Origin of the sequence: Bradyrhizobium sp. S3.12.5 (assembly GCF_040548225.1) — a bacterium.
In the GTDB taxonomy this organism is placed as follows: domain Bacteria; phylum Pseudomonadota; class Alphaproteobacteria; order Rhizobiales; family Xanthobacteraceae; genus Bradyrhizobium; species Bradyrhizobium cytisi.
Genome location: NZ_JBEPRF010000032.1, coordinates 26,204 through 45,589, shown reverse-complemented (window position 1 = coordinate 45,589; position 19,386 = coordinate 26,204). Strand labels below are relative to the sequence as shown.

The 19,386-nt window shown below is 66.5% G+C and carries 17 protein-coding genes, 1 tRNA gene and 1 riboswitch; of the genes, 9 read left to right on the top strand and 9 right to left on the bottom strand.

Annotated features, from left to right (window positions below; genetic code table 11):
• Positions 1–3: 3 nt before the first annotated feature.
• A riboswitch (ZMP/ZTP riboswitch) is annotated at positions 4–85 on the bottom strand.
• A 57-nt stretch (positions 86–142) separates the two neighbouring features.
• A complete protein-coding gene (locus tag ABIC09_RS33750; RefSeq protein ID WP_354111987.1) occupies positions 143–1,861 on the bottom strand; it encodes a heparinase II/III family protein in 1,719 nt (572 codons plus the stop codon).
• A gap of 157 nt (positions 1,862–2,018) precedes the next feature.
• Positions 2,019–3,365, bottom strand: coding sequence for an RsmB/NOP family class I SAM-dependent RNA methyltransferase (locus tag ABIC09_RS33745; RefSeq protein ID WP_354111973.1), 1,347 nt, complete (start codon positions 3,363–3,365; stop codon positions 2,019–2,021).
• Positions 3,366–3,554: 189 nt separating this feature from the next.
• Here ABIC09_RS33745 and ABIC09_RS33740 point away from each other — a divergent pair, with 189 nt between their 5' ends.
• Entirely contained in the window at positions 3,555–3,752 is a 198-nt protein-coding gene (locus tag ABIC09_RS33740; protein ID WP_354031186.1) for a DUF1674 domain-containing protein, read from the top strand.
• A gap of 75 nt (positions 3,753–3,827) precedes the next feature.
• On the top strand, positions 3,828–4,421 hold the full coding sequence (locus ABIC09_RS33735) for a thermonuclease family protein (RefSeq protein WP_148752802.1): 594 nt from the start codon (positions 3,828–3,830) through the stop codon (positions 4,419–4,421).
• Between the two features lie 51 nt (positions 4,422–4,472).
• Here the strand turns inward: ABIC09_RS33735 and ABIC09_RS33730 are convergent, their stop codons facing one another.
• Positions 4,473–4,988: a L,D-transpeptidase gene (locus ABIC09_RS33730; protein WP_148752803.1), complete on the bottom strand. Its 516-nt coding sequence runs from the start codon at positions 4,986–4,988 to the stop codon at positions 4,473–4,475.
• A 426-nt stretch (positions 4,989–5,414) separates the two neighbouring features.
• Positions 5,415–7,361: an acetate--CoA ligase gene (acs, locus tag ABIC09_RS33725; RefSeq protein WP_354111972.1), complete on the bottom strand. Its 1,947-nt coding sequence runs from the start codon at positions 7,359–7,361 to the stop codon at positions 5,415–5,417.
• A 416-nt stretch (positions 7,362–7,777) separates the two neighbouring features.
• Between acs and ABIC09_RS33720 the strand changes: the two genes are divergently transcribed.
• Positions 7,778–8,947, top strand: a complete 1,170-nt coding sequence (locus ABIC09_RS33720) for a DNA topoisomerase IB (protein ID WP_148752805.1) — start codon at positions 7,778–7,780, stop codon at positions 8,945–8,947.
• A gap of 12 nt (positions 8,948–8,959) precedes the next feature.
• Here ABIC09_RS33720 and ABIC09_RS33715 read toward each other — a convergent pair whose 3' ends face one another.
• Complete coding sequence (locus ABIC09_RS33715) at positions 8,960–9,415, bottom strand: SRPBCC family protein (protein WP_148752806.1); 456 nt, start codon at positions 9,413–9,415, stop codon at positions 8,960–8,962.
• A 102-nt stretch (positions 9,416–9,517) separates the two neighbouring features.
• On the opposite strand from ABIC09_RS33715, the gene ABIC09_RS33710 reads away from it, so the two are divergent.
• Entirely contained in the window at positions 9,518–10,597 is a 1,080-nt protein-coding gene (locus ABIC09_RS33710; protein ID WP_354111986.1) for an adenylate/guanylate cyclase domain-containing protein, read from the top strand.
• A gap of 13 nt (positions 10,598–10,610) precedes the next feature.
• Here the strand turns inward: ABIC09_RS33710 and ABIC09_RS33705 are convergent, their stop codons facing one another.
• From ABIC09_RS33705 to tsaD, 3 genes are all read right to left on the bottom strand, one after another.
• Positions 10,611–11,024: an EVE domain-containing protein gene (locus ABIC09_RS33705; protein WP_354031182.1), complete on the bottom strand. Its 414-nt coding sequence runs from the start codon at positions 11,022–11,024 to the stop codon at positions 10,611–10,613.
• A 2-nt stretch (positions 11,025–11,026) separates the two neighbouring features.
• The gene (locus tag ABIC09_RS33700) at positions 11,027–12,007 is read right to left on the bottom strand and encodes an NAD(P)H-dependent glycerol-3-phosphate dehydrogenase (protein ID WP_148752809.1); all 981 of its coding nucleotides are present in this window, start codon (positions 12,005–12,007) and stop codon (positions 11,027–11,029) included.
• Positions 12,008–12,198: 191 nt separating this feature from the next.
• Positions 12,199–13,272, bottom strand: a complete 1,074-nt coding sequence (tsaD, locus tag ABIC09_RS33695) for a tRNA (adenosine(37)-N6)-threonylcarbamoyltransferase complex transferase subunit TsaD (RefSeq protein WP_354111971.1) — start codon at positions 13,270–13,272, stop codon at positions 12,199–12,201.
• Between the two features lie 152 nt (positions 13,273–13,424).
• Between tsaD and ABIC09_RS33690 the strand changes: the two genes are divergently transcribed.
• From ABIC09_RS33690 to ABIC09_RS33670, 5 genes are all read left to right on the top strand, one after another.
• A complete protein-coding gene (locus ABIC09_RS33690; RefSeq protein WP_354111970.1) occupies positions 13,425–14,171 on the top strand; it encodes a uroporphyrinogen-III synthase in 747 nt (248 codons plus the stop codon).
• Between the two features lie 65 nt (positions 14,172–14,236).
• The gene (locus tag ABIC09_RS33685; RefSeq protein WP_354111969.1) at positions 14,237–15,472 is read left to right on the top strand and encodes a COG4223 family protein; all 1,236 of its coding nucleotides are present in this window, start codon (positions 14,237–14,239) and stop codon (positions 15,470–15,472) included.
• A 48-nt stretch (positions 15,473–15,520) separates the two neighbouring features.
• Positions 15,521–17,266, top strand: coding sequence for a heme biosynthesis protein HemY (locus ABIC09_RS33680; RefSeq protein ID WP_354111968.1), 1,746 nt, complete (start codon positions 15,521–15,523; stop codon positions 17,264–17,266).
• 96 nt (positions 17,267–17,362) lie between these two features.
• Positions 17,363–17,438 (top strand) — tRNA-Thr (locus ABIC09_RS33675).
• 195 nt (positions 17,439–17,633) lie between these two features.
• Positions 17,634–17,999: a hypothetical protein gene (locus ABIC09_RS33670; RefSeq protein ID WP_354111967.1), complete on the top strand. Its 366-nt coding sequence runs from the start codon at positions 17,634–17,636 to the stop codon at positions 17,997–17,999.
• 75 nt (positions 18,000–18,074) lie between these two features.
• Here ABIC09_RS33670 and ABIC09_RS33665 read toward each other — a convergent pair whose 3' ends face one another.
• Positions 18,075–19,142: a polysaccharide deacetylase family protein gene (locus tag ABIC09_RS33665; RefSeq protein ID WP_148752815.1), complete on the bottom strand. Its 1,068-nt coding sequence runs from the start codon at positions 19,140–19,142 to the stop codon at positions 18,075–18,077.
• Positions 19,143–19,386: the final 244 nt, after the last annotated feature.

Genomic DNA, 19,386 nt, shown 5'->3' with positions numbered 1-19,386 from the left:
GAGTGTCTATGCCCAGGCGCGCGGCGGATATGTGTCGCGCTTCCCGATGGTGCTCCATCCAAGGTCGCCAGTCGCGCGAACGAGCGCTCGATAGCAGCTTTTGGCCGTTTTCACAACGACGAGATGGGGCGGATCGTGCCTGTTACAGCGGAAGTTCCGGCTCGCGCCGGGCGTTGCGGCGGGCATTGGTGATCGCGGGAGAGGCCGTGGAACGCACAAAGCTCCAGCGGATAGAGGGCGCCTGGCGGGCATCCTGGCGGATCACGATCTGCGCGGTGCGGCGGGGGCCGTCATTGCCGGCCAGGAACACACTGTCCTCGAGGTCGACCTTGTCGTCGAGCGCTTCGAAGGTCCAGACGTCGCGGTTCGGCAGCACCAGCATGACGCCGCGGGCATCCGACAGCCGGCTCGCCTTCACCGCGGGATGCAGATGAAAGCGCAGCGCGAAATCGGCGTCGGCGCCCTTGATGCGCGCTCCTTGCGGCGGGGAGAGTGTATCCTCACCGTCGATGCGCCCGCCGTCATTGGCGATCATCAGCACGCGGCGATGGATCACGCCGAACTTGGCGAGATAGCCGTCATGCGAGGTCGTGAGCAGCGTGCCGTCCTGCAAGATCTCGCGATAGCTCTCGACCTCATGTGGGCCGCTGACGATCGGCGAGCCGCGCAGCAGTCGCTTCATCGCCGACATCTCGACGAACTGGCAGGACGACGTGTCGCGATAGGTGAGGGTCGAATGCGCCGCGGTGCCGCGCGCGAACGGCCGCCAATTGTCGCGGCCCGTGGCCGGCATGCCGCAATTGGTGACAATGCGGCTGATGCCGGAGGACAGCTCGAACGACAGGCAGCCGGCATGTGCGTCGTGGCTGACGCCAGGCGGCGGCGGCGGGCCGGTGTCGATGATCAGCGTGGTCGGGCCGGCATCGAGGCGCTGGAAGCCGGTGTGCGGCATGTTCGCCATCGGGGTGCCATGGGTGTCATCATAGGCGAGCAGCGTGGCAAGCAGGTCCGAAGACGTCGCGCTCATGGCGTTGAACAACGCGAAATTGCCGTCGCCGTGCCGGAAGAAGCGCAGCATCGGCATCATGCGGTCGATCGCATTGAGCAGCGCCGGCGGCGGCGCGATGTTGCGGGCGGCAAAAGTCTGCCGCAGCGGCAACAGGTCGATCAGCAACTCGATCAGCGCGCCCGGGTTGCGTGAGATGTGGCCGCCGTCGGGGAGAATTTGCCGCTGCAATTCGTCGGAGAGCTTTTTCGACGCGCTGCGGATGTTACGGGCCTGGTTGGCGAGGCAGAGCGTCGTGTAGCACAGCGCGATCTGCACCTGGAGCTTCGGCACGCCGTCAGGAATGTTGACCATGGTGTAGCGCAGGAAGCGGATCTCGCGTGCGAGCGCGCGTAGATAGCGGCGGTAGAATTTGTTGTCGGTGTCGTTGAGCACCAGCGGTGCCTGCGACAATAGCGAGATCACGCGCCGCGCCAGCACGTCGGCGCGGCGGGCGACGGGCCGGCGCCTGTTGGCGGGGTTGCTGATCCAGTCCTCGACCAGCGCGCGTGCATTCGCCCGGGTCAGCGCGGTGTCGGCGGCGCGTAAGTGCCGCAGCCAGCCGAAGCCGAGCAGCGCGACCTCCCAATCCTCCGAGGGCGGATCGAGATCGAAGATCGAGCGGCCGTGGCAGTTGACGATCTTGCCGGCGAAGACGAAGCGCCCGGCATAGATCTCGGCGGCGCGTGTCGCATCCGCGGTGCGCAGATCATGCGGCGCAATGATCAGCCGATCGGTGCGGGCCGGCCACACCCGCGACAGCGCAACGGAGCCGCCGCTCGCGCGCGCGAGCATGTTCCGCGCGAAGCGGTTCATCACCAGCGTCGAGATACGTCTGCGTTGAGCGACCGACACGCCTTGCCTTGAAGGGGGAGAGGATTCCGACGAATCCTTATTAACCCCAAAATCGACCGGCTGACACCACCTTGAATGGCCCCGAATCAGTCCAGCGGTAGCAAAATCCGGTGCAAAATCAGGATTTAACGAGCCGGGCCGCAAAAAATCCGTCGAGGCCGCCGAGCTTCGGGTCGGCGTGCGGCAGGTGACTCGGCAGGGTCCGGAGAGCGCCCTCGGCGGTGATGATCTCGTCGAGCCCGAAGACCTCGCTGGCATCGATCGGCACGCGGCGAAGCGCAGGCTCTGCGGCCAGCAGCGTGGCGACGGCCTGCTCGCCTTCCTCTGGTTCCAGCGAGCAGGTGCAGTAGACCAGCATCCCGCCGGGCTTGAGCAGCGAGACGGATTTGCGCAGCAGCCGCTGCTGGAGAACGGTCATCGCAGCGACGTCGGAATCCTGGCGCAGCCACGCAACATCCGGGTGCCGACGGATCGTCCCCGTCGAGGTGCAGGGCGCATCGATCAGGATTCCATCGAGGCCATCCGCCGGGCCCGCCCATTCCACGGCGTCAGCGACGACAGTCTCGGCCTGGAGCGACAGCCGGTTGAGGTTCTCACGCAAGCGCGCCACCCGGGCCGGCGAGCGGTCGATCGCCGTGACATGCGCGCCGGCCTGCGCCAGCTGCGCGGTCTTGCCGCCGGGTGCAGCACAGAAATCGGCAATGGATTTGCCTTTGATATCACCGAACAGCCGGACCGGCAGCGCGGCGGCGGCGTCCTGGACCCACCATTGTCCTTCGGTGAAGCCGGGCAGCATCGTCACGGCGCCGTGCAGCACCGTGCGCACCGATCCGGTCGGCAGCACCTCGCCATGCAGCCGGCTCGCCCATTGTGCGGCGTCGGACTTCACGGTGAGATCGAGCGAAGGTTCGTGGCCGAGCGCGAGCGCCATGTCCCGTGCAGTCGCCTCGCCGTAATGCGCGCTCCAGCGCGCCAGCAGCCAGGGCGGCAGGTCCAGCGATTGCGTGGCGACCTCCTCGACCAGCGCCTGGCCTTCGCGCGCGCAGCGGCGCAGCACGGCGTTGACGAGGCCGGCATAGCGCGCAGCGCGCCGGTCGGATTGCACTAGGCGAACCGAGAGATCGACCGCGGCGTGATCGGGCACATCCATCCAGAGGATCTGGGCGGCGCCGATCAGGAGCGCGCTCTGCGCGCGCGGTGCGTCGGAGGGAATGCCTTTGTCGAGCAGGCGCGACAGCACATGGCCGAGCGTGCCGAGGCGGCGAAGGATGGTTGCGACCAGCCGCCGCATCAGCGCGCGGTCTCGGTCGGCGAGGGTCTTCAGTCCGGGATGGGCGCCGGAACCGTCGAGCTGGTCATCGAGCGTGCGGCGCTTGTGCAAGACGCCGTCGACGATGTCGGCAGCGATCCGCCGCGCCGCGAGACCGGGCACTTCGGACGGAGGGGCGAAACGTTGAGATGGCATGCGGACGTAAGGTTCTGAGCGAGCGGCAGTTCCGCCAGTATGGGCGCATGCCTTAAGAACACCAGCTGTGGCATGCGAATATGCCAAATGTAAGAATGGATCTCTGGCGATTTCAGCCCGTCGCGGCCATTTCAGCAATGCGTTATTGGACGTCGCGCCATCCTCGATCCTGCGCTAGGACACCCGGCAATGAGTGACCAGCCTCCCGTTCCCGATCGCAAGTCCTTGCCGCCGGCGGCCCAGCGCGCGCTGGCCGAAGCCGAGGCGCGCCGGCAGGCTGCCGCGGCGCACGCCGAGGCGGCGCCGAAGGAATTGCAAGGGCCGAAGGGACCCGAGCCGACACGCTACGGCGACTGGGAGCGCAAAGGTATCGCCTCGGACTTCTGACGCGTTGGCCTTCTCAGGCACCGGTTGTTTGAGGCTCTCTTGCCGGCCCGCCCGACTCAGCCATAGCGTGCGCGGATGTCGCGCTTCGACCCCAGCCATCCCTATCGGCCTTCGTACAACGGCTCACCGTTCGGCCGCCGCTTCTCCGGACTGGTGCCGTGGATGTTCGTGGTCGGAGTCGTCGTGGCGGTCGTGCTCACCTTCCGGCACGGGACGAACTGGCCGGTTCCCTATCCGGCCGACGAGCGCACGCAGGACGCCGAGATCGTCCTGCAGCAGGCCGGCAATCCCGACAGCCGCCTGCCGATCGACGTCATCCGCACCATCGACGGCGACACCTTTCTTGCGCGCGTGCATCAACGCGACGGGCGCGAGCTCGTCGCGCGGGTTCGCCTGCGCGGCATCGATGCACCCGAGATGAAGGCATCCTGTCAGGACGAGCTGGACAAGGCGGAGGCTGCCACCGCGGCGCTGCGCAATCTGCTCGGCCAGGGCGGCGTCACGATCTACAATCTCGGCTCGGAGAAATACGGGCGCGTTCTGGCCGATGTCGCAACAAAACGGACCGCCAGCGTTTCGGCGGCGATGCTCGCGGGCGGCTACGCGCGCAGCTACAATGGCGGCCACCGCGACGGCTGGTGCGCGCGCGGCTGGCGCTTCTGGCAATAAAAGAGCCCCGTCGAAACGCGGCTCTTTCAATCTCTGTTTTGGTTGCGACGGTCAGCGCGCCACGACCACCGTCGTGCCGACGGAGACGCGGCCGTAGAGATCCGAGATGTCGTCGTTGAGCATGCGGATGCAGCCATAGGAGACGAAGCCGCCGACCGAGCCCGGCACGTTGGTGCCGTGGATGGCATATTCACCGCCAGCTAGTGTCATCGCCGCGACGCCCATCGGGTTGCGCGGCGAACCGCCCGGGATGACGTCGGGAAGCTGCGGCTTGTCGCGCTTCACCTCGGCGGGCGGCGACCAGGCCGGATTGCGGTACTTGCCGTCGATGCGGGTGGTGCCGGCCCACTGCTTGCCGGATTTGCCGACGCCGACCGGATAGCGCACGGCGTGGCCGTCATCGAGAATGAGATAGAGCCGGCGCTCGCTGGTTTTGACCACGATCGTGCCGGGCGAATAGTTGGCGACGTGCGTACCCACCATCTCCGGCCGCGCCTCGGCTGCCGTCGACATCAAGACCCCAGCCGCGACGGTGGCGGCCAGCGCCAGTGCAATCTTCATCGACATCAATATTCCCCTTGCCCCGAACGGATCGTCCAAATTCACGCAAAACCGGCAATTGCCCGCTCGCCCAGACATTCTTAACCGCGCCTGTTAACCGGATGGTTTCCACGCGCGGCCGCCAAGGGCGGACCAGCAGGGGGAACAAAGGAAATGTTCGAAATAAAGTAAATGACTTGAAAACAACACTCGGGGGGAAAGATGCGGGTATGGGCGCGTGCGCCCTGACAAGTGTGTGAGGGTGTGTGAACGGAGGTTGTTTCAGGCGACGTTGGCGCGAAAGGCGGTCTCGTGTCCCGGACGCGGCGCGGCACGCAGTGCTGCGACGCAGAGCCGGGACCCAGCTCTTTCTTCTGCGTAGATGGATGGACCCCGGCTCTGCAGCGCACCGCTGAAGTGGCGCTGCGCTGCGTCCGGGGCACGAGAATGCTCTTACGCCAACTTCTTGTTCTGCCGGTTCTTCACGAGATCGTCGACTACGGCGGGATCGGCGAGGGTCGAGGTGTCGCCGAGGCTGCCCGGCTCATCCTCGGCGATCTTGCGCAGGATGCGGCGCATGATCTTGCCGGAGCGGGTCTTGGGCAGGCCCGGCGAGAACTGGATCTGGTCGGGCGCGGCGATCGGACCGATCTCCTTGCGCACCCAGGTGACGAGCTCTTTCCGCAGTTCGTCGCTCGGCTCGACGCCCGCCATCAGGGTGACATAGGCGTAGATGCCCTGGCCCTTGATGTCGTGCGGGTAACCGACCACGGCGGCCTCCGACACCTTCTCATGCGCGACCAGCGCGCTCTCGACTTCCGCGGTGCCCATGCGATGGCCGGAGACGTTGATGACGTCGTCGACGCGGCCGGTGATCCAGTAGTAGCCGTCGGCGTCGCGCCGGCAGCCGTCGCCGGTGAAGTATTTGCCCTTGTAGGTCGAGAAATAGGTCTGCTCGAAACGGGCGTGATCGCCATAGACCGTGCGCATCTGGCCCGGCCATGAACGGGTCAGGCAGAGATTGCCTGATGTCTCACCCTCCAGCACCTTGCCGTCGGCATCGACGATTTCAGGCACCACGCCGAAGAACGGCTGCGTCGCCGAGCCCGGCTTCAGCTTGGTCGCGCCCGGCAGCGGCGTGATCAGAATGCCGCCGGTCTCGGTCTGCCACCAGGTGTCGACGATCGGGCAGCGATCGTCGCCCACGACGCGGTAATACCACTCCCAGGCTTCCGGATTGATGGGCTCGCCGACCGAGCCAAGCAGGCGCAAGCTCGCGCGCGAGGTCTTCTTCACGGGCTCGTCGCCCGACTGCATCAGGGCACGGATCGCGGTCGGCGCGGTGTAGAAGATGTTGACCTTGTGCTTGTCGATGACGTTCCAGAATCGCGAATTATCGGGGTAATTCGGCACGCCTTCGAACATCAGCGTGGTCGCGCCGTTGGCGAGCGGCCCGTAGAGAATGTAGCTGTGGCCGGTGACCCAGCCGACGTCGGCAGTGCACCAGTAGATGTCGCCGTCGTGATAGTCGAAGACGTATTGATGCGTCATCGACGCAAACACGAGATAGCCGGCCGACGTGTGCAGCACGCCCTTGGGCTGACCGGTCGAGCCCGAGGTGTAGAGGATGAACAGCGGGTCCTCGGCGTGCATGTGCTCGGCCCGGCATTCGGTCGTCACCATCGCAGCCGCCTCGTGGTACCAGAGGTCGCGCGTCGGGTTCATGTCGATCTTGCCGCCGGTGCGCTTGACCACGACGACCCAGTCGACACCGTCGGCCTTGGCGAGCGCCGCGTCGACATTGGCTTTCAGCGGCACCTTCTTGCCGCCGCGCAGGCCCTCGTCCGCGGTGATGATAACCTTGGATTGGCAGTCGTTGATGCGCTGCGCGAGCGAGTCCGGCGAGAAGCCCGCGAACACCACGGAGTGAACAGCGCCGATCCGCGCGCAGGCCAGCATGGCATAGGCCGCTTCCGGGATCATCGGCAGGTAGATGGTGACGCGGTCGCCTTTCTTGACGTTGCGGGTGCGCAGGATGTTGGCCATCCGGCAGACCTCGTCGTGCAGCTCCTTGTAGGTGATGTGCCTCGACTGCGAGGGATCGTCGCCTTCCCAGATGATCGCGGTCTGGTTGGCGCGTTTGGCGAGATGCCGGTCGATGCAATTATGGGCGACGTTGAGGATGCCGTCCTCGAACCATTTGATCGAGATGTTGCCGGGCGCGAAGGAAACGTTCTCGATTCTAGTGGGTGTGTGCATCCAGTCGATGCGCTTGGCCTGCTCGGCCCAGAAGGCGTTCGGGTCCGCGATCGAGCGGGCGTACATGTCCTTGTACTTGGCCTGATCGACCCAGGCGTGCTTGGCCAATTCCGCGGGGACGTCGTAAATCTTCTCGGACATGTTTCCTTTCCCTCCACATACGGCAAGCCAACGCTGGCGAGGCGCAAGCCGACTTGATCGTTGAACCGATTATGCGTCGGGCTAACCGGGCCCGACAAGGAGCACAAGCTGGACCTTTGGTCAGCGGCCGGCCATGAGGAGAATCAAGCCGCAAAAGACCGGCTGTCGCACATGTGAAACAGGCTGGGCAGAGGTTTTCGGCTCTTTACCCAGATCTCCGGAATAGGCCTGCGCAGGGCGCCCATGCGTCGCAGGCGGTATTTAGAAACCTCTTTTCACTGATTCGGGACTCGCAATGCGGTTCGGAACACCCTAAGTGGCTAACCCGTGTCCCAAGAGACCTTCCAAGCGACCCTTGGAACAAAAATCAGAACAGCGACATTGACCGGCAACAGGCAGGGCTAAGGTTTAAGACTATGATGGATCAGCGGAATCTCGGGACGATGCGGCCCGCTTCGGCCGATCCTGCTGCCATTGCGCTGGCCAAAGCCCTCGGACAATGGCCGAAGGTGGCCGGTTCCACACGTCCCAGCCCCAAAAAAATGTTCGACTCGGCGCCCGCGGCGACGGTCGAGGCGCTGGCCAAGGAGCTGGGCCTGCGGCTCGGCGCCCAGAACGAGCTGACCATTCGCCGCATCCGCCGCGGCAAGGGCTATTCCTTCGTCCGCCCCAACGGCGCCCACATCCGCGACGCCCGCACTATCCGCCGGCTCCACGCCATGGCGGTGCCGCCGGCCTATCGCGAGGTGCGCTACTCGGCCGATCCGAGCACACATCTTCAGGCGGTGGGTCGCGATGCCGCGGGCCGGCTGCAGTATCGCTATCACGCCGACTGGGAGAAGGTGCGCGAGCACCGCAAGGCGCATCGCCTGGAGAAGCTCGTCGGCGCGCTGCCCAAAATCCGGCGCAAGGTCTCGGCGTTCCTGTCTGGCGACGAGCCGACGCGGGAATTCGCGCTGTCGGCGGTGATCGAGCTGATTGCGCGTACCGCGATCCGTCCCGGCAATGAATCCTACGCCCGCCTCAACGGCACCCGCGGCGCCACCACGATGCTGAAGTCGAACGTCACGCTCGAGGACGATTGCTTCGTGCTGACCTTCAAGGCGAAGGGCGGCAAGGCCGTGCGCAAGGAGTGCGACGCGGCCAAGCTGGTGCGCGCCATCGGCGTCCTCAACGGTGTTCCCGGCAAGCGCATGTTCCAGTATCGCGATGCTTACGGCATCGTGCGCGCGGTCAGCACCACGCAGGTGAACGAATTCCTGCGCGAGATCGCCGGCATCAAGATTTCGCTGAAGGACTTTCGCACGCTGATGGCCTCTGCCGTAGTCGTCGAGTCGCTGTCGCGAATCACGCCGGCGACCAGCCAGCGCGGCCGCAAGAAGCAGGTGCTCGACGCGATCCGCGCCGCCGCCGACAAGCTCTCCAACACGCCGGCGATCTGCCGCAAGAGCTATGTCCACGACACCATCGTCACCGCCTTCGAGGACGGCATCCTGGAGCGATTCGCCGCGACCATGAAGGGGCAGCGCTCGCAGGCCCGGCGTGAGCAGCTTCTGCAACAGGTCGTCGCGACCGCGGCGGTTTAATCCGCCGCAGCGCTACACATTGTCCGAAACACCGTTGTCGGGGCCGGGATCGCGGCCCGCAGCTGCGCTTGTGAGTCGGTCCAGATAATGCGCCCACCCTCTCGCATGCGCGGCCACCTGCTCCTCGTTCGGCAGCCCGCTATGTGTCATGCGCAGCAATGTTCCGCCGTCGCGTTCGATCAGGTCGATCTCGACCAGGCTCGAGCCGGGCGGCACTTCCTGACCGCCCTCCCAGCCGAACGTGTAGGCCAGACGGTGCACCGGCACGACCTCGCGGAAGGCGCCGCGGGCGACCACGCCGCGCGGGCCGATACCGCTAAGCAGATAGAGCCCACCGGGATGCGGCTCGGTGGTCGCATCCGAGCCCATCCAGCTCAGGATTTTCGAGGGGTCGGTCAAATAGGCGAAGACGGTAGCGCGCGGGGCTGCGATCTGGGTCTCGCGTCGCAATACGAACGGCTCGGTCATCGGCGATGATCCCCTAGGCTGATTTTGGGACATGGCGCCGCCACAGCGCCCCGTCAAGGATTACCCGTGACAAAGGCGGCCGGTCTTCGCCATCATCAGCCGATGCAGCTCTCCCCGACCCTCGCCTGGCTTGTTGACGCGGCCTCCGACAGTACCGGGGCCGATCGCCTGCTCGCGGAACTCGGTGCCCATCTGATCGCCGACGGCCTGCCGCTCGCGGCCGGTGCCCTGACTCTGGAGGTGCCGCATCCGCTGATCGCGAAGCGAACCTGGTTATGGCGTGCGGAGAACGGCCGGGTGATCGAAGCGCTTGGCTTTGCACCGGGCGGATTGGCGCCCGATCCGCCCAACGATGCTGGTCGCCGCTGGTTGCGCGACATCGCAAGCGGCGAGGTCCACGAAGAGATCGTCGGACGGCAAGATGGGCCGTTGCTGGGCTGGATCGGGCCGCGACAGTTCACGGCAGACGAGATCGAGCAATTGCGCCGGGCCGCGCGCTTTGCCGCGACGCCCCTTGCCGTGCTTGCCGCGCGCGCCACGTTGCGGGCGACGCTGGATGCCTATCTCGGCAAGCGCAGTGCAGAGCGGGTGCTGGCGGCGCCGTTGCGACGCGATCTCGGCGAGACCATTCAGGCCGCACTGCTTTACGCAGACTTGCGCAATTTCACGATCCTCTCTGAAACCACGCCGCCCGCCGATGTCATCGCGGCGCTCGACGCCTGGTTCGATCGCATCGCCGGTGCCGTGCATGCCTTCGGCGGCGAGGTGCTGAAGTTCATCGGTGATGGCGTGCTGGCGATTTTTCCGGTGATCGACGCCGCGCCGCGTCACGCCTGCGATTCAGCTCTCCGTGCGGCAGGTGCGGCGAGGGCCGGCATGGCTCATCTCAATGAGGAGCGCCGCGCACGCGGCCTGCCGCCGCTGTCGTTCGGTGCCGCGCTTCATCTCGGCGAAATGCTCTGGGGCAATATCGGCGCCGCCAACCGGCTGGACTTCACCGCGATCGGTCCCGCCGTCAACCTCGCGAGCCGGCTCGAAGGATTGTGCAAGCCGCTCGGCCGGACCGTGCTGGTGTCGGGTGCGCTTGCCGCCGAGACGGACGCGCAACTGGTACCGCTCGGAACGCGTGCGCTGCGTGGGATCGCTTCGCCGTGTGAGGTGTTCGCGCTGCCGGAGGCGTGAACGACAGAGGAGACTATAGTCCGCCCATCTTGCAAACCAGCTTCCATTCCTCGGCCGTCACCGGCTGCACCGACAGACGCGAATATTTCACCAGCGCCATGTCGGCGAGTTTTTTCTCGGCCTTGATCGCGGCCATCGTCACCGGTGTCTTCAAGGGCTTGTCGGCCCTGATGTCGACGCAGACGAACTTTTCGGTCTTGTCGGTCGGATCCGGATAGGCCTCCTTGATGACTTCCGCGATGCCGACGATCTCCTTGCCCTCGTTGGAATGATAGAAGAACGCCTTGTCGCCCCTCTTCATCGCGACGAGGTTCTGGCGCGCGGTGTAATTGCGCACGCCGGTCCAGGCCTCGCCCTTGGCGCCCTTCGCGACCTGCTGCTCCCAGGACCACGCCGACGGTTCGGATTTCACCAGCCAGTACGCCATGTTCATTCCTCTGCCTTGAACGGCCGTGTCAGCAGCCCCGAGATCGCGGCGTCGATCGTGCTCCTGCCGCTCAGGATCGCTGCGACCGCCTCTGATACTGGCATCTCGACGTTTTGCGAAGCCCCGAGTTCGATCAGCACCGGCGCGGTGAACTCGCCCTCGGCAAGCTTGCCGGCGGGCGGCTGCTCACCGCGTCCGAGCGCGAGGCCGAGCGCGAAATTGCGCGATTGTGGGCTCGAGCAAGTCAGGATCAGATCGCCGAGGCCGGACAGGCCGGTGAGCGTCTCGCTGCGGGCGCCGAGTGCGCGGCCGAGCCGCGCCAGTTCGCTGAAGCCGCGCGTGGTCAAGGCGGCGAGCGCGGAGGCGCCGAGGTTGCGGCCAACCACGATGCCGGCGGCGATCGCGAGCACGTTCTTGGCAGCGCCGCCGATCTCGACGCCGCGGACATCCGTGGTGTGATAGGGCCGGAAAGTCGCCGAGCCCAGCGCCTGCACTAGCGCGCCCGCCAAGGCCTCATCCTTCGCCGCCAGCGTCACCGCCGTCGGCAGGCCGCGCGCGACATCGTCGGCAAAGCTCGGACCCGACAGGATTGCGGGCAGCGCATGGGGTGCGGCTTCCGCGATCACATCGGTCATGAACTTGTGGGTGCCGTGCTCGATGCCCTTGGCGCAGGCGATCACCGGCACAGGCGTCGAGACGTGCGAGGCCACCATGTTGACCGCGCCGCGCAGATGCTGCGCCGGCGTCGCGATCAGCAGCATGTCGGCACGCGCGGCGAGCGACAGCTCGCTCGTCACCATGATCTCCGGCGCGAGCCGCACGCCGGGCAGCCGCGGATTGTCACGGGTAGATGCGATCCGCGCTGCATGTTCGGCGTTGCGCGCCCACAGCGTCACGTTCCGTCCGGCGCGTGCGGCCACCGTCGCCAGCGCCGTACCCCAGGCACCCGCGCCGATCACCGCGACGGACCGGAACGCAGTCATGGCGCGCTCCCTGCACTCCCTCTCCCCGCTCTTGCGGGGAGAGGGTTGGGGTGAGGGGCCTTTATCCACAAAGACGGCGAGAGCTGGACTCGCGGAGGGTCCCCCTCACCCGGATTGCATCTACAATGCAATCCGACCTCTCCCCGCAAGCGGGGCGAGGTGAAGCGGAGCTCGTGGCGACACCACAGCATTCAGTATCCCGCCCGCGTCTTGCCGTAGCCTGCCGGCGCGGTCGCATTGGCGTCGAGCAGCCAGCGCGCGCGCGGCTGCGCCTCCATCGTATCGGTGATGCCGAGCGCGAGGCGTTCGGCGCCGGCCCAGGCGATCATCGCGCCATTATCGGTGCAGAGTGCGGGCGGCGGTATGATCAGCTGCGTCTGCGCTTCCCTGGCGACGTCGAACAGCGCACCGCGGATTGCCTGATTGGCGGCGACCCCGCCGGCCGCGACCAGCGCATGCGGCGCGCCGAATTGCTCCCGGAAAAGTCTGAGACCGACCCGCAGCCGGTCGGCCGTGGAATCCAGCACCGCGGCCTGAAAGCTCGCGCAGAGATCGTTGACGTCCTGCGGCGCGATCTCAACCAGCCGGTTCGCTTCGGTGCGGACTGCCGTCTTCAATCCCGACAGGGAGAAGTTGGCATCGGGACGTCCCTGCATCGGCCGTGGGAAGGCGAAGCGCGCCGCATCGCCGTTCGCGGCCGCGCGTTCGACCTGCGGGCCGCCTGGATAGGGCAGGCCCAGCATCTTCGCGACCTTGTCGAAGGCCTCGCCGATCGCGTCATCGACGGTGGTGCCGAGCCGCACATATTGGCCGACGCCGGTGACCGCGACAATCTGGGTGTGGCCGCCGGAGGCGAGGAACAGGCAGTAAGGAAATTCTACGCCATCGGTCAGACGTGGCGTCAGCGCATGCGCCTCGAGATGATTGACCGCGACCAGCGGCGTGTCGTGCACCATCGCGATCGCCTTTGCGGTGGTCAGCCCGACGATGACGCCGCCGATCAAGCCCGGGCCCGCAGCGGCCGCGACGCCGTCGAGCTGGGCATAGTCGATGCCGGCCTCGTGCATGGCACGGTCGATGATGCCGTCGAGCACGTCGACATGGGCGCGCGCCGCGATCTCCGGCACCACGCCGCCGAAGCGGGCATGCTCCTCGACCTGCGACCGCACGATATTGGACAGGATCCTGCCGCTGCCGTCAGGCGCGCGCTCGATCACGGCCGCCGCGGTCTCGTCGCAGGTGGTCTCGATGCCCAGTACCAGCATTGGCGAATTGTTATCCAATTTGCGCCCTTGCGCTCATCCGTAAAGCAGAGTTCTGGTACGTCCGGTAGCATTCCGGGGTTGGCTTGCGCAATCGTCACGCGCCGTCCTCCCTCGCGAATGCGTCGCCGCCACGTGGTCCGGGAACACAAGCGATGTCCATTCTTGTCACACGGCCGCATCCCGACAATGAGGCGACGGCGGAAAATTTGCGCGCGCGGGGACATGTGGTGTTGCTTGCGCCGGTGCTCAAGTTCGAGCCGGTCGCTTTCCATGACGAGAGTGAGACGGGCTATAGCGCCATCATCGTGACATCGGCCAATGCGATCCGCGCCGTCGTGCCGCAATTGCGGGACCTCGGCCTCTTGGAGCTGCCGCTGTTCGCGGTCGGCGAGCACACGGCTGCCGTGGCACGCGAAGTCGGCTTCGCGGACGTGATCGTCGCCGGCGGCGATGCCGCTTCCTTGCGCGACAAGGTGATGCAGAGCGCGCGCGCCAAGGTGCTGAAGAGAAAGAGTACGCTGCTTTATCTTGCGGGCGCCGATCTGTCGCGGGATCTCGGCGGCGAGCTCGGCGCGGAAGGCTTTAGCGTGGTCACTCAGACGACCTACCGTATGGTGCCGGTCAAGCTTCTGCCGCGCGACGTCTGCGACGGCTTTGCCGCGCATGGCATCGCGGCGGTGCTACACTACTCCCGGCGCAGTGCGCGGGCCTTCCTGGACGCGGCCCGGGACGAAGGCGTCGAAATCTCGGCGCTGGCGATCCCGCAATGCTGCCTGTCCGAGACGATCGCCAGCGTGCTGCGTGATGCCGGGGCATCGCAGGTCCTGGTGGCCGCGACCCCGGACGAAAATGCCCTGTTTGACGCCTTGGAGCGTGCGTTGCGGACCCGTTTGGCGTAAGAGGACGGGCCGAATCCGAGGCAATCGGGCTCGTCTCTGGTAGGAAAGTGTGAGGAACCGTCACGATGGCCGACGACAAGCCTGAAGACGCAGGATTGGCCCCCGAGTCCGGCCGTGCCAAGCGCACCCCGCCCACCATCGATCTCGAGGCGACCGAAGTCTCCACCCAGCCGCAGGATGTGGCGGGTGAACCGGAGGCGCAGCCTTCGGCCGAGCGGGCAAACGCTGAGCAGGCCGGTGCTGAAGACGCCAAGGTCGAGACGGCCAAAGTCGAGGCAACCAAGGCCGAGCCGGAGCATGGCGAGGCGCAGGCCGCCGCTGCATCGGGCGCCATTTCTCCCTGGGTCATCGCGCCATTTTCCGGCGCCGCCGCAGCCGCGGTCGTGATCGCGGTCGGCTGGGCGTTGGGTTGGCCCGCGGTGCAGGCGCCGCCGGCCGCCCCGCAAGTGACGAGTGCCACGGTCGATGCGCTGAGCGGACGTGTCGCCGCAGTCGAAGCCAAGACGGGCAAGCCCGCCGCCGATCCGGCCGTCGTCGCGCGGCTCGATGCGCTGGACAAATCCGTCGGCACCCTGCGCGGCGACATCGCCAATTTGCGCGCGCAATCCGACAAGACCGCGAGCGCATTGAACGACGCGAAATCCGCGTCGGGCGACGCGGCGGCCTCGTCCGGCCTCGCCGCCCTTGACGACCGCATCTCCCGGCTCGAGCGCGCCAGCACCACCGCGCGCGCGGAGCTCGCACAGCAGGGCGAAAAGATCGCCGATGCCAAGGTGATGGACGACAAGTCGTTGCGCTACGTGGTCGCCGCCACCCTGCTCGACGTTGCCGTTCGCCACAATGATCCCTATGAGGCGCAGCTCACTGCTGCGCGGTCGCTCGCGACCAAGCCCGAACTGCTGAAGCCGCTTGATGCGTTTGCCGCGTCAGGGATTCCGACGCCGGTCGCTCTGACCCGCGAGCTCCTCAACATCGTGCCGAAATTGTCGCCGCCGCCGGAGGCGCCGAGCAGCAGTGCCGGCATCGTCGAGCGCCTTCAGGCGGGAGCGTCAAAGCTCGTCCGCATCGAGCGCACCGACGGCGTCGGCAATGACCGCGGCGCCATCGTCGCGCGGGTCACGGCCGCGGCGCTGCGCAACGATTTCGTCGAGGCGCGCCGCGAGCTGAAGACGCTGCCCGAGACCGATCGCGTGCCGGCACAAGCCTGGCTCGAGAAGGCCGACGCGCGCGATGCCGCGCTCGCGGCGTCCCGCAAATTCGCCGACGACGCTCTCGCTGGTCTCGCCAAGCCTGGTCAATAGGCCTGGTCAATAAGATTCGCGCAACGATCCGCGCGTATAGGGATAGCCATGCTTCGCATCGTTCTCTTCCTTGTTCTGATTGCGCTCGCAGGCGCCGGCGCGGCCTGGGTTGCCGATCAGCCCGGCGATGTCGTGCTGACCTGGGGCGGTTTCCGGGCTTCACCGAGCATTCCGGTGTTCGTGCTCTGCCTCGGCATATTCGCAGTCCTGATCGTCTTGCTCTGGAGCCTCCTGACCGTGATCTGGCGCGCACCGGGGCGGATGCGCCGCCGCCGGCATGAAAAGCGTCATGCCCGCGGCCGCCACGCCATCACCCACGGCCTGCTCGCGATCGGTCATGGCGATACTGCGCTGGCCCGCCGTCACGCCGAAGCGGCGCGACGACACGCGCCGAACGATCCGCTTGCGCTTCTCCTGCACGCGCAATCGGCTCAGCTCGACGGCAATCGCGACGCGGCGCAGCGCGCCTTCCGCGCCATGGCCGAGCGCGAGGATACCCGGCTGCTCGGCCTGCGCGGCCTGTTCATCGAGGCGCAACGCGCCGACGATGCGGTCGGCGCCGTGATGATCGCGGAGGAAGCGATCAAGCTGTCGCCGTCCTCGACCTGGGCCTCGCATGCGGTGCTCGGCTTTCGCTGTGCGCGCGGCGACTGGAGCGGCGCGCTTGCGATCCTGGATTCGAACCTGTCCGCGGGCCTGATCGACAAGCTGGGCTACCGCCGGCAGCGCGGCGTGCTGCTGACGGCGCGCGCGCTGGAATTGGAGACGATGGATCGCGACGTCGCGCGCGAGAGCGTCATGGAAGCCGTCAAGCTTGCGCCGACCCTGGTGCCGGCGGCGGTGCTCGCCGCGAAATTCGAGAGCGAGGCGCATCAGGTGCGCCGCGCCATGAAGCTGGTCGAGGCTGCCTGGCTTGCCAATCCGCATCCTGATCTTGCCGACGCCTATGCGCATGTCAAACTCGGCGATGCCGCGCGGCAGCGCCTGCAGCGGATCGAGACGCTCGCGGCGAAAACGCCGGCGGACAAGGCCGGCCATGTCGAGGGCCAGCTTGCGATCGCGCGCGCCGCGATCGATGCGTCCGAGTTCGCCCGTGCGCGCAAGGTGCTGGCGCCCTACGTCAACGATCCGACCCAGCGCGTCGCGCTGCTGATGGCCGAGCTCGAGCGCACCGAGCATGGCGACGGCGGCCGTGCCCGCGCCTGGACCTTGCGCGCGGTGCGCGCCTGTCACGACCCGGCCTGGACCGCGGACGGCTATGTCAGCGAACGCTGGCGTCCGGTCTCCCCGGTCACCGGCCGGCTCGACGCCTTCCAGTGGCAGACGCCGGTGGCGAGCCTGCCTTCGGACAAGAGCACGACGATCGAGTCCTCCGCCTTCGAGGAAGCCATGCTCGCGGCCCCCCCGCCGAAGCGGGTAACCGTAGCCAACGATGCGCCGGCGGAACCGGCCGTGATCGCGCCGATCGCAACCCCAGCCCCCGCTCCGGCCGCGCAGGACAACGCGCCCCCGGCGGCCGAGGAAGAACCGGTGGTGACACCTGCTGAGCCGGTCGAGCCGGTCCCTGAGGCCGCCGAATCATCGCCACTGGCGGCAACCCCGGTGTTCCGGGCCCGTGCCGACCTCGGCAAGCCCATACAGGCGCCGATCCAGGCCATCATCCCGATCGTTCGGGCGCCGGATGATCCCGGCATCGATGACGACGGTCCGAGCGATGAATTTACGGAACAAATCGGCACACCCAAGGCCCAGGCCGGCGGCTGGCGCGGATTCTGGTCGCGCTGGGGCGCGTGAGCCGCATTCGCCTGCCGCTTGTCCTTGCCAATCCGGGCCATGCCCGATATCAGGAGCGCGTATCGGGGCCGGCATCGCCCGGGCCCGGCAGGGTTCGCCGCAATAGCTCAGCTGGTAGAGCACGTCATTCGTAATGACGGGGTCGGGGGTTCGAGTCCCTCTTGCGGCACCAGCACTCAGATTTCATCCGATCGTCACAAGCCCAGGTTTTGCCCACTGAGGCCCGCGCGCCCGTGATCGCGCTCGATGCTTGTGTCACTGCGGTGCGCTGCTGAAATAGGAGACGGCAGCCGGCGTGATTTTCATCACATAACCTCCCGCGGCCCTCCCGTAGTGTCCTGGTCACGCAAACACGGGGAATTTTCACATGCGCAAGATCATTCTGGTTGCCGCCATGGTTCTGGTCTCTGCATCTGCCGAGGCAGGCGGCGCACGCAGCCTCTCGCTGGCCGCGGCCAATGAGCAGGCCCCGGCTGCACAAGCGGCCGCGCCGACGACCGCAACGACCGAGGTGAGCGAAGTCGCGCCAGTGTCCGACGCTCCGAAATATGTCGATCGCCCGCCGGCGGTTTCGGCCACGGCACCGGCCGCGGCGAACACGACGACGTTGGCGCCTGCCGGGTCCCAGCCTGCGCCCAAGTCCACCGCGAAAGCCGACAAGCCCAGGCACACGCGGACGTGGACCGAAGGCCGCATCATCAGCGAGCTGCACCGCCACGGCGTCTACTGGTAAGCGGCGGCGTGACACTCCCAAAATGGAAATGGCCGGGCTGAGCCCGGCCATCATGCTCGTCGAAACCTGACGCGCTCAGCGCTGCGAAACCGTCTGCACCACGCTCGAGACCGGGCGCGCGTTGGTCGCGCTGGACGCAGGCACCTTCAACTCCCTGAGCACCGCTTCGTCATACTCGGGCAGCGAATCGAATGTCGTCTTCGCCTTGATCTGCACGACCTTGTAGCCACCGGCCTTGAGCCGCGCGAGCAGCGTCGGCAGCGCTTCGCCGGTGCGCTTCTGGAAGTCATGCATCAGGATGATGCCCTTGCCGAGCTTGTCGAGCTTGGTCATCACGTTGCTGATGATCTTGTCCGGCGTGCTCTCCTTGCGGAAATCGAAGGAGTCGACGTCGGTCGAGAAGATTCCGAGGTTGCGGCTGCCGAGATAGCCCACGAGCGCCGGATTCTGCTGAAGCTGCGGGAAGCGGAAGAACGGCGACGGATTGGTGCCGAGCGCCCATTTCACCGCACTGAATCCCTTTTCGATTTCGTCCTTGGCTTCCTGCTCCGTCATCTTCTTGCCGTTGAGATTGACGTGCGACCAGGTGTGCGCGCCCACCGTGTGGCCTTGGGCCAGAACCTGACGCAGGATCTCCGGATGCCAGGTGGCGTGCTTGCCGACCGAGAAGAACAGGCCCTTAGTGCATTCATCGGCCAATGCCTTCAGCACGGCGGGCGTGTTGTGCGGCCACGGACCGTCGTCGAAGGTCAGCACGACCTCCTTGTCGGCAAGGAAATCAAACTGCTTGAACTGCTCGAAGCCAAAGCCCGGGCCGCCCGTCGTGTCGATTTCGACCACGCGCGAGACGCCCAATGCATTCGGATTGGTGCAGGTCGTCGTCTGCTGAACCGGTGCCACCGCCGGTGCGGGCGCTGGCGCGGACCCGGCGGCAGGAGCGGCGGGTTTGCCCGCGAGCGCCGCAGTGGTCTCGACGTCGTCCTTGGCGGCAAGCTTGGCCGGCGCCGGCAGAGGATCGGCCGCACGGGCGGCTGTTGTCTTGGGAGCGCCCTGGTCGGCGCGCGAGGAATAAAAATACCAACCTCCGGCGATCACGACCGCCGCAAGGACACTGGCCAGCATCAGGCCCAACGCATTACGCATCGCTACTCTTTCCAAATACGCAACCAAACCAGCGGAATTGCCCGCGCGCCTGGCCATTAATGCGAAGGAACAGTTAACGTGACACCAACACGACAGCGGTTGCGGTGGAATTTCAGATGAATGCGCCAAAGTGACCGATGTCACGGAGAATGGGCCGCCCGTGACGGTGATCACAGTGGAAAGGATTTTGGAGGAGCATGGTCATTCCCATCAACAACGGGCCCGCTTCCCGCGGTGCCAATGG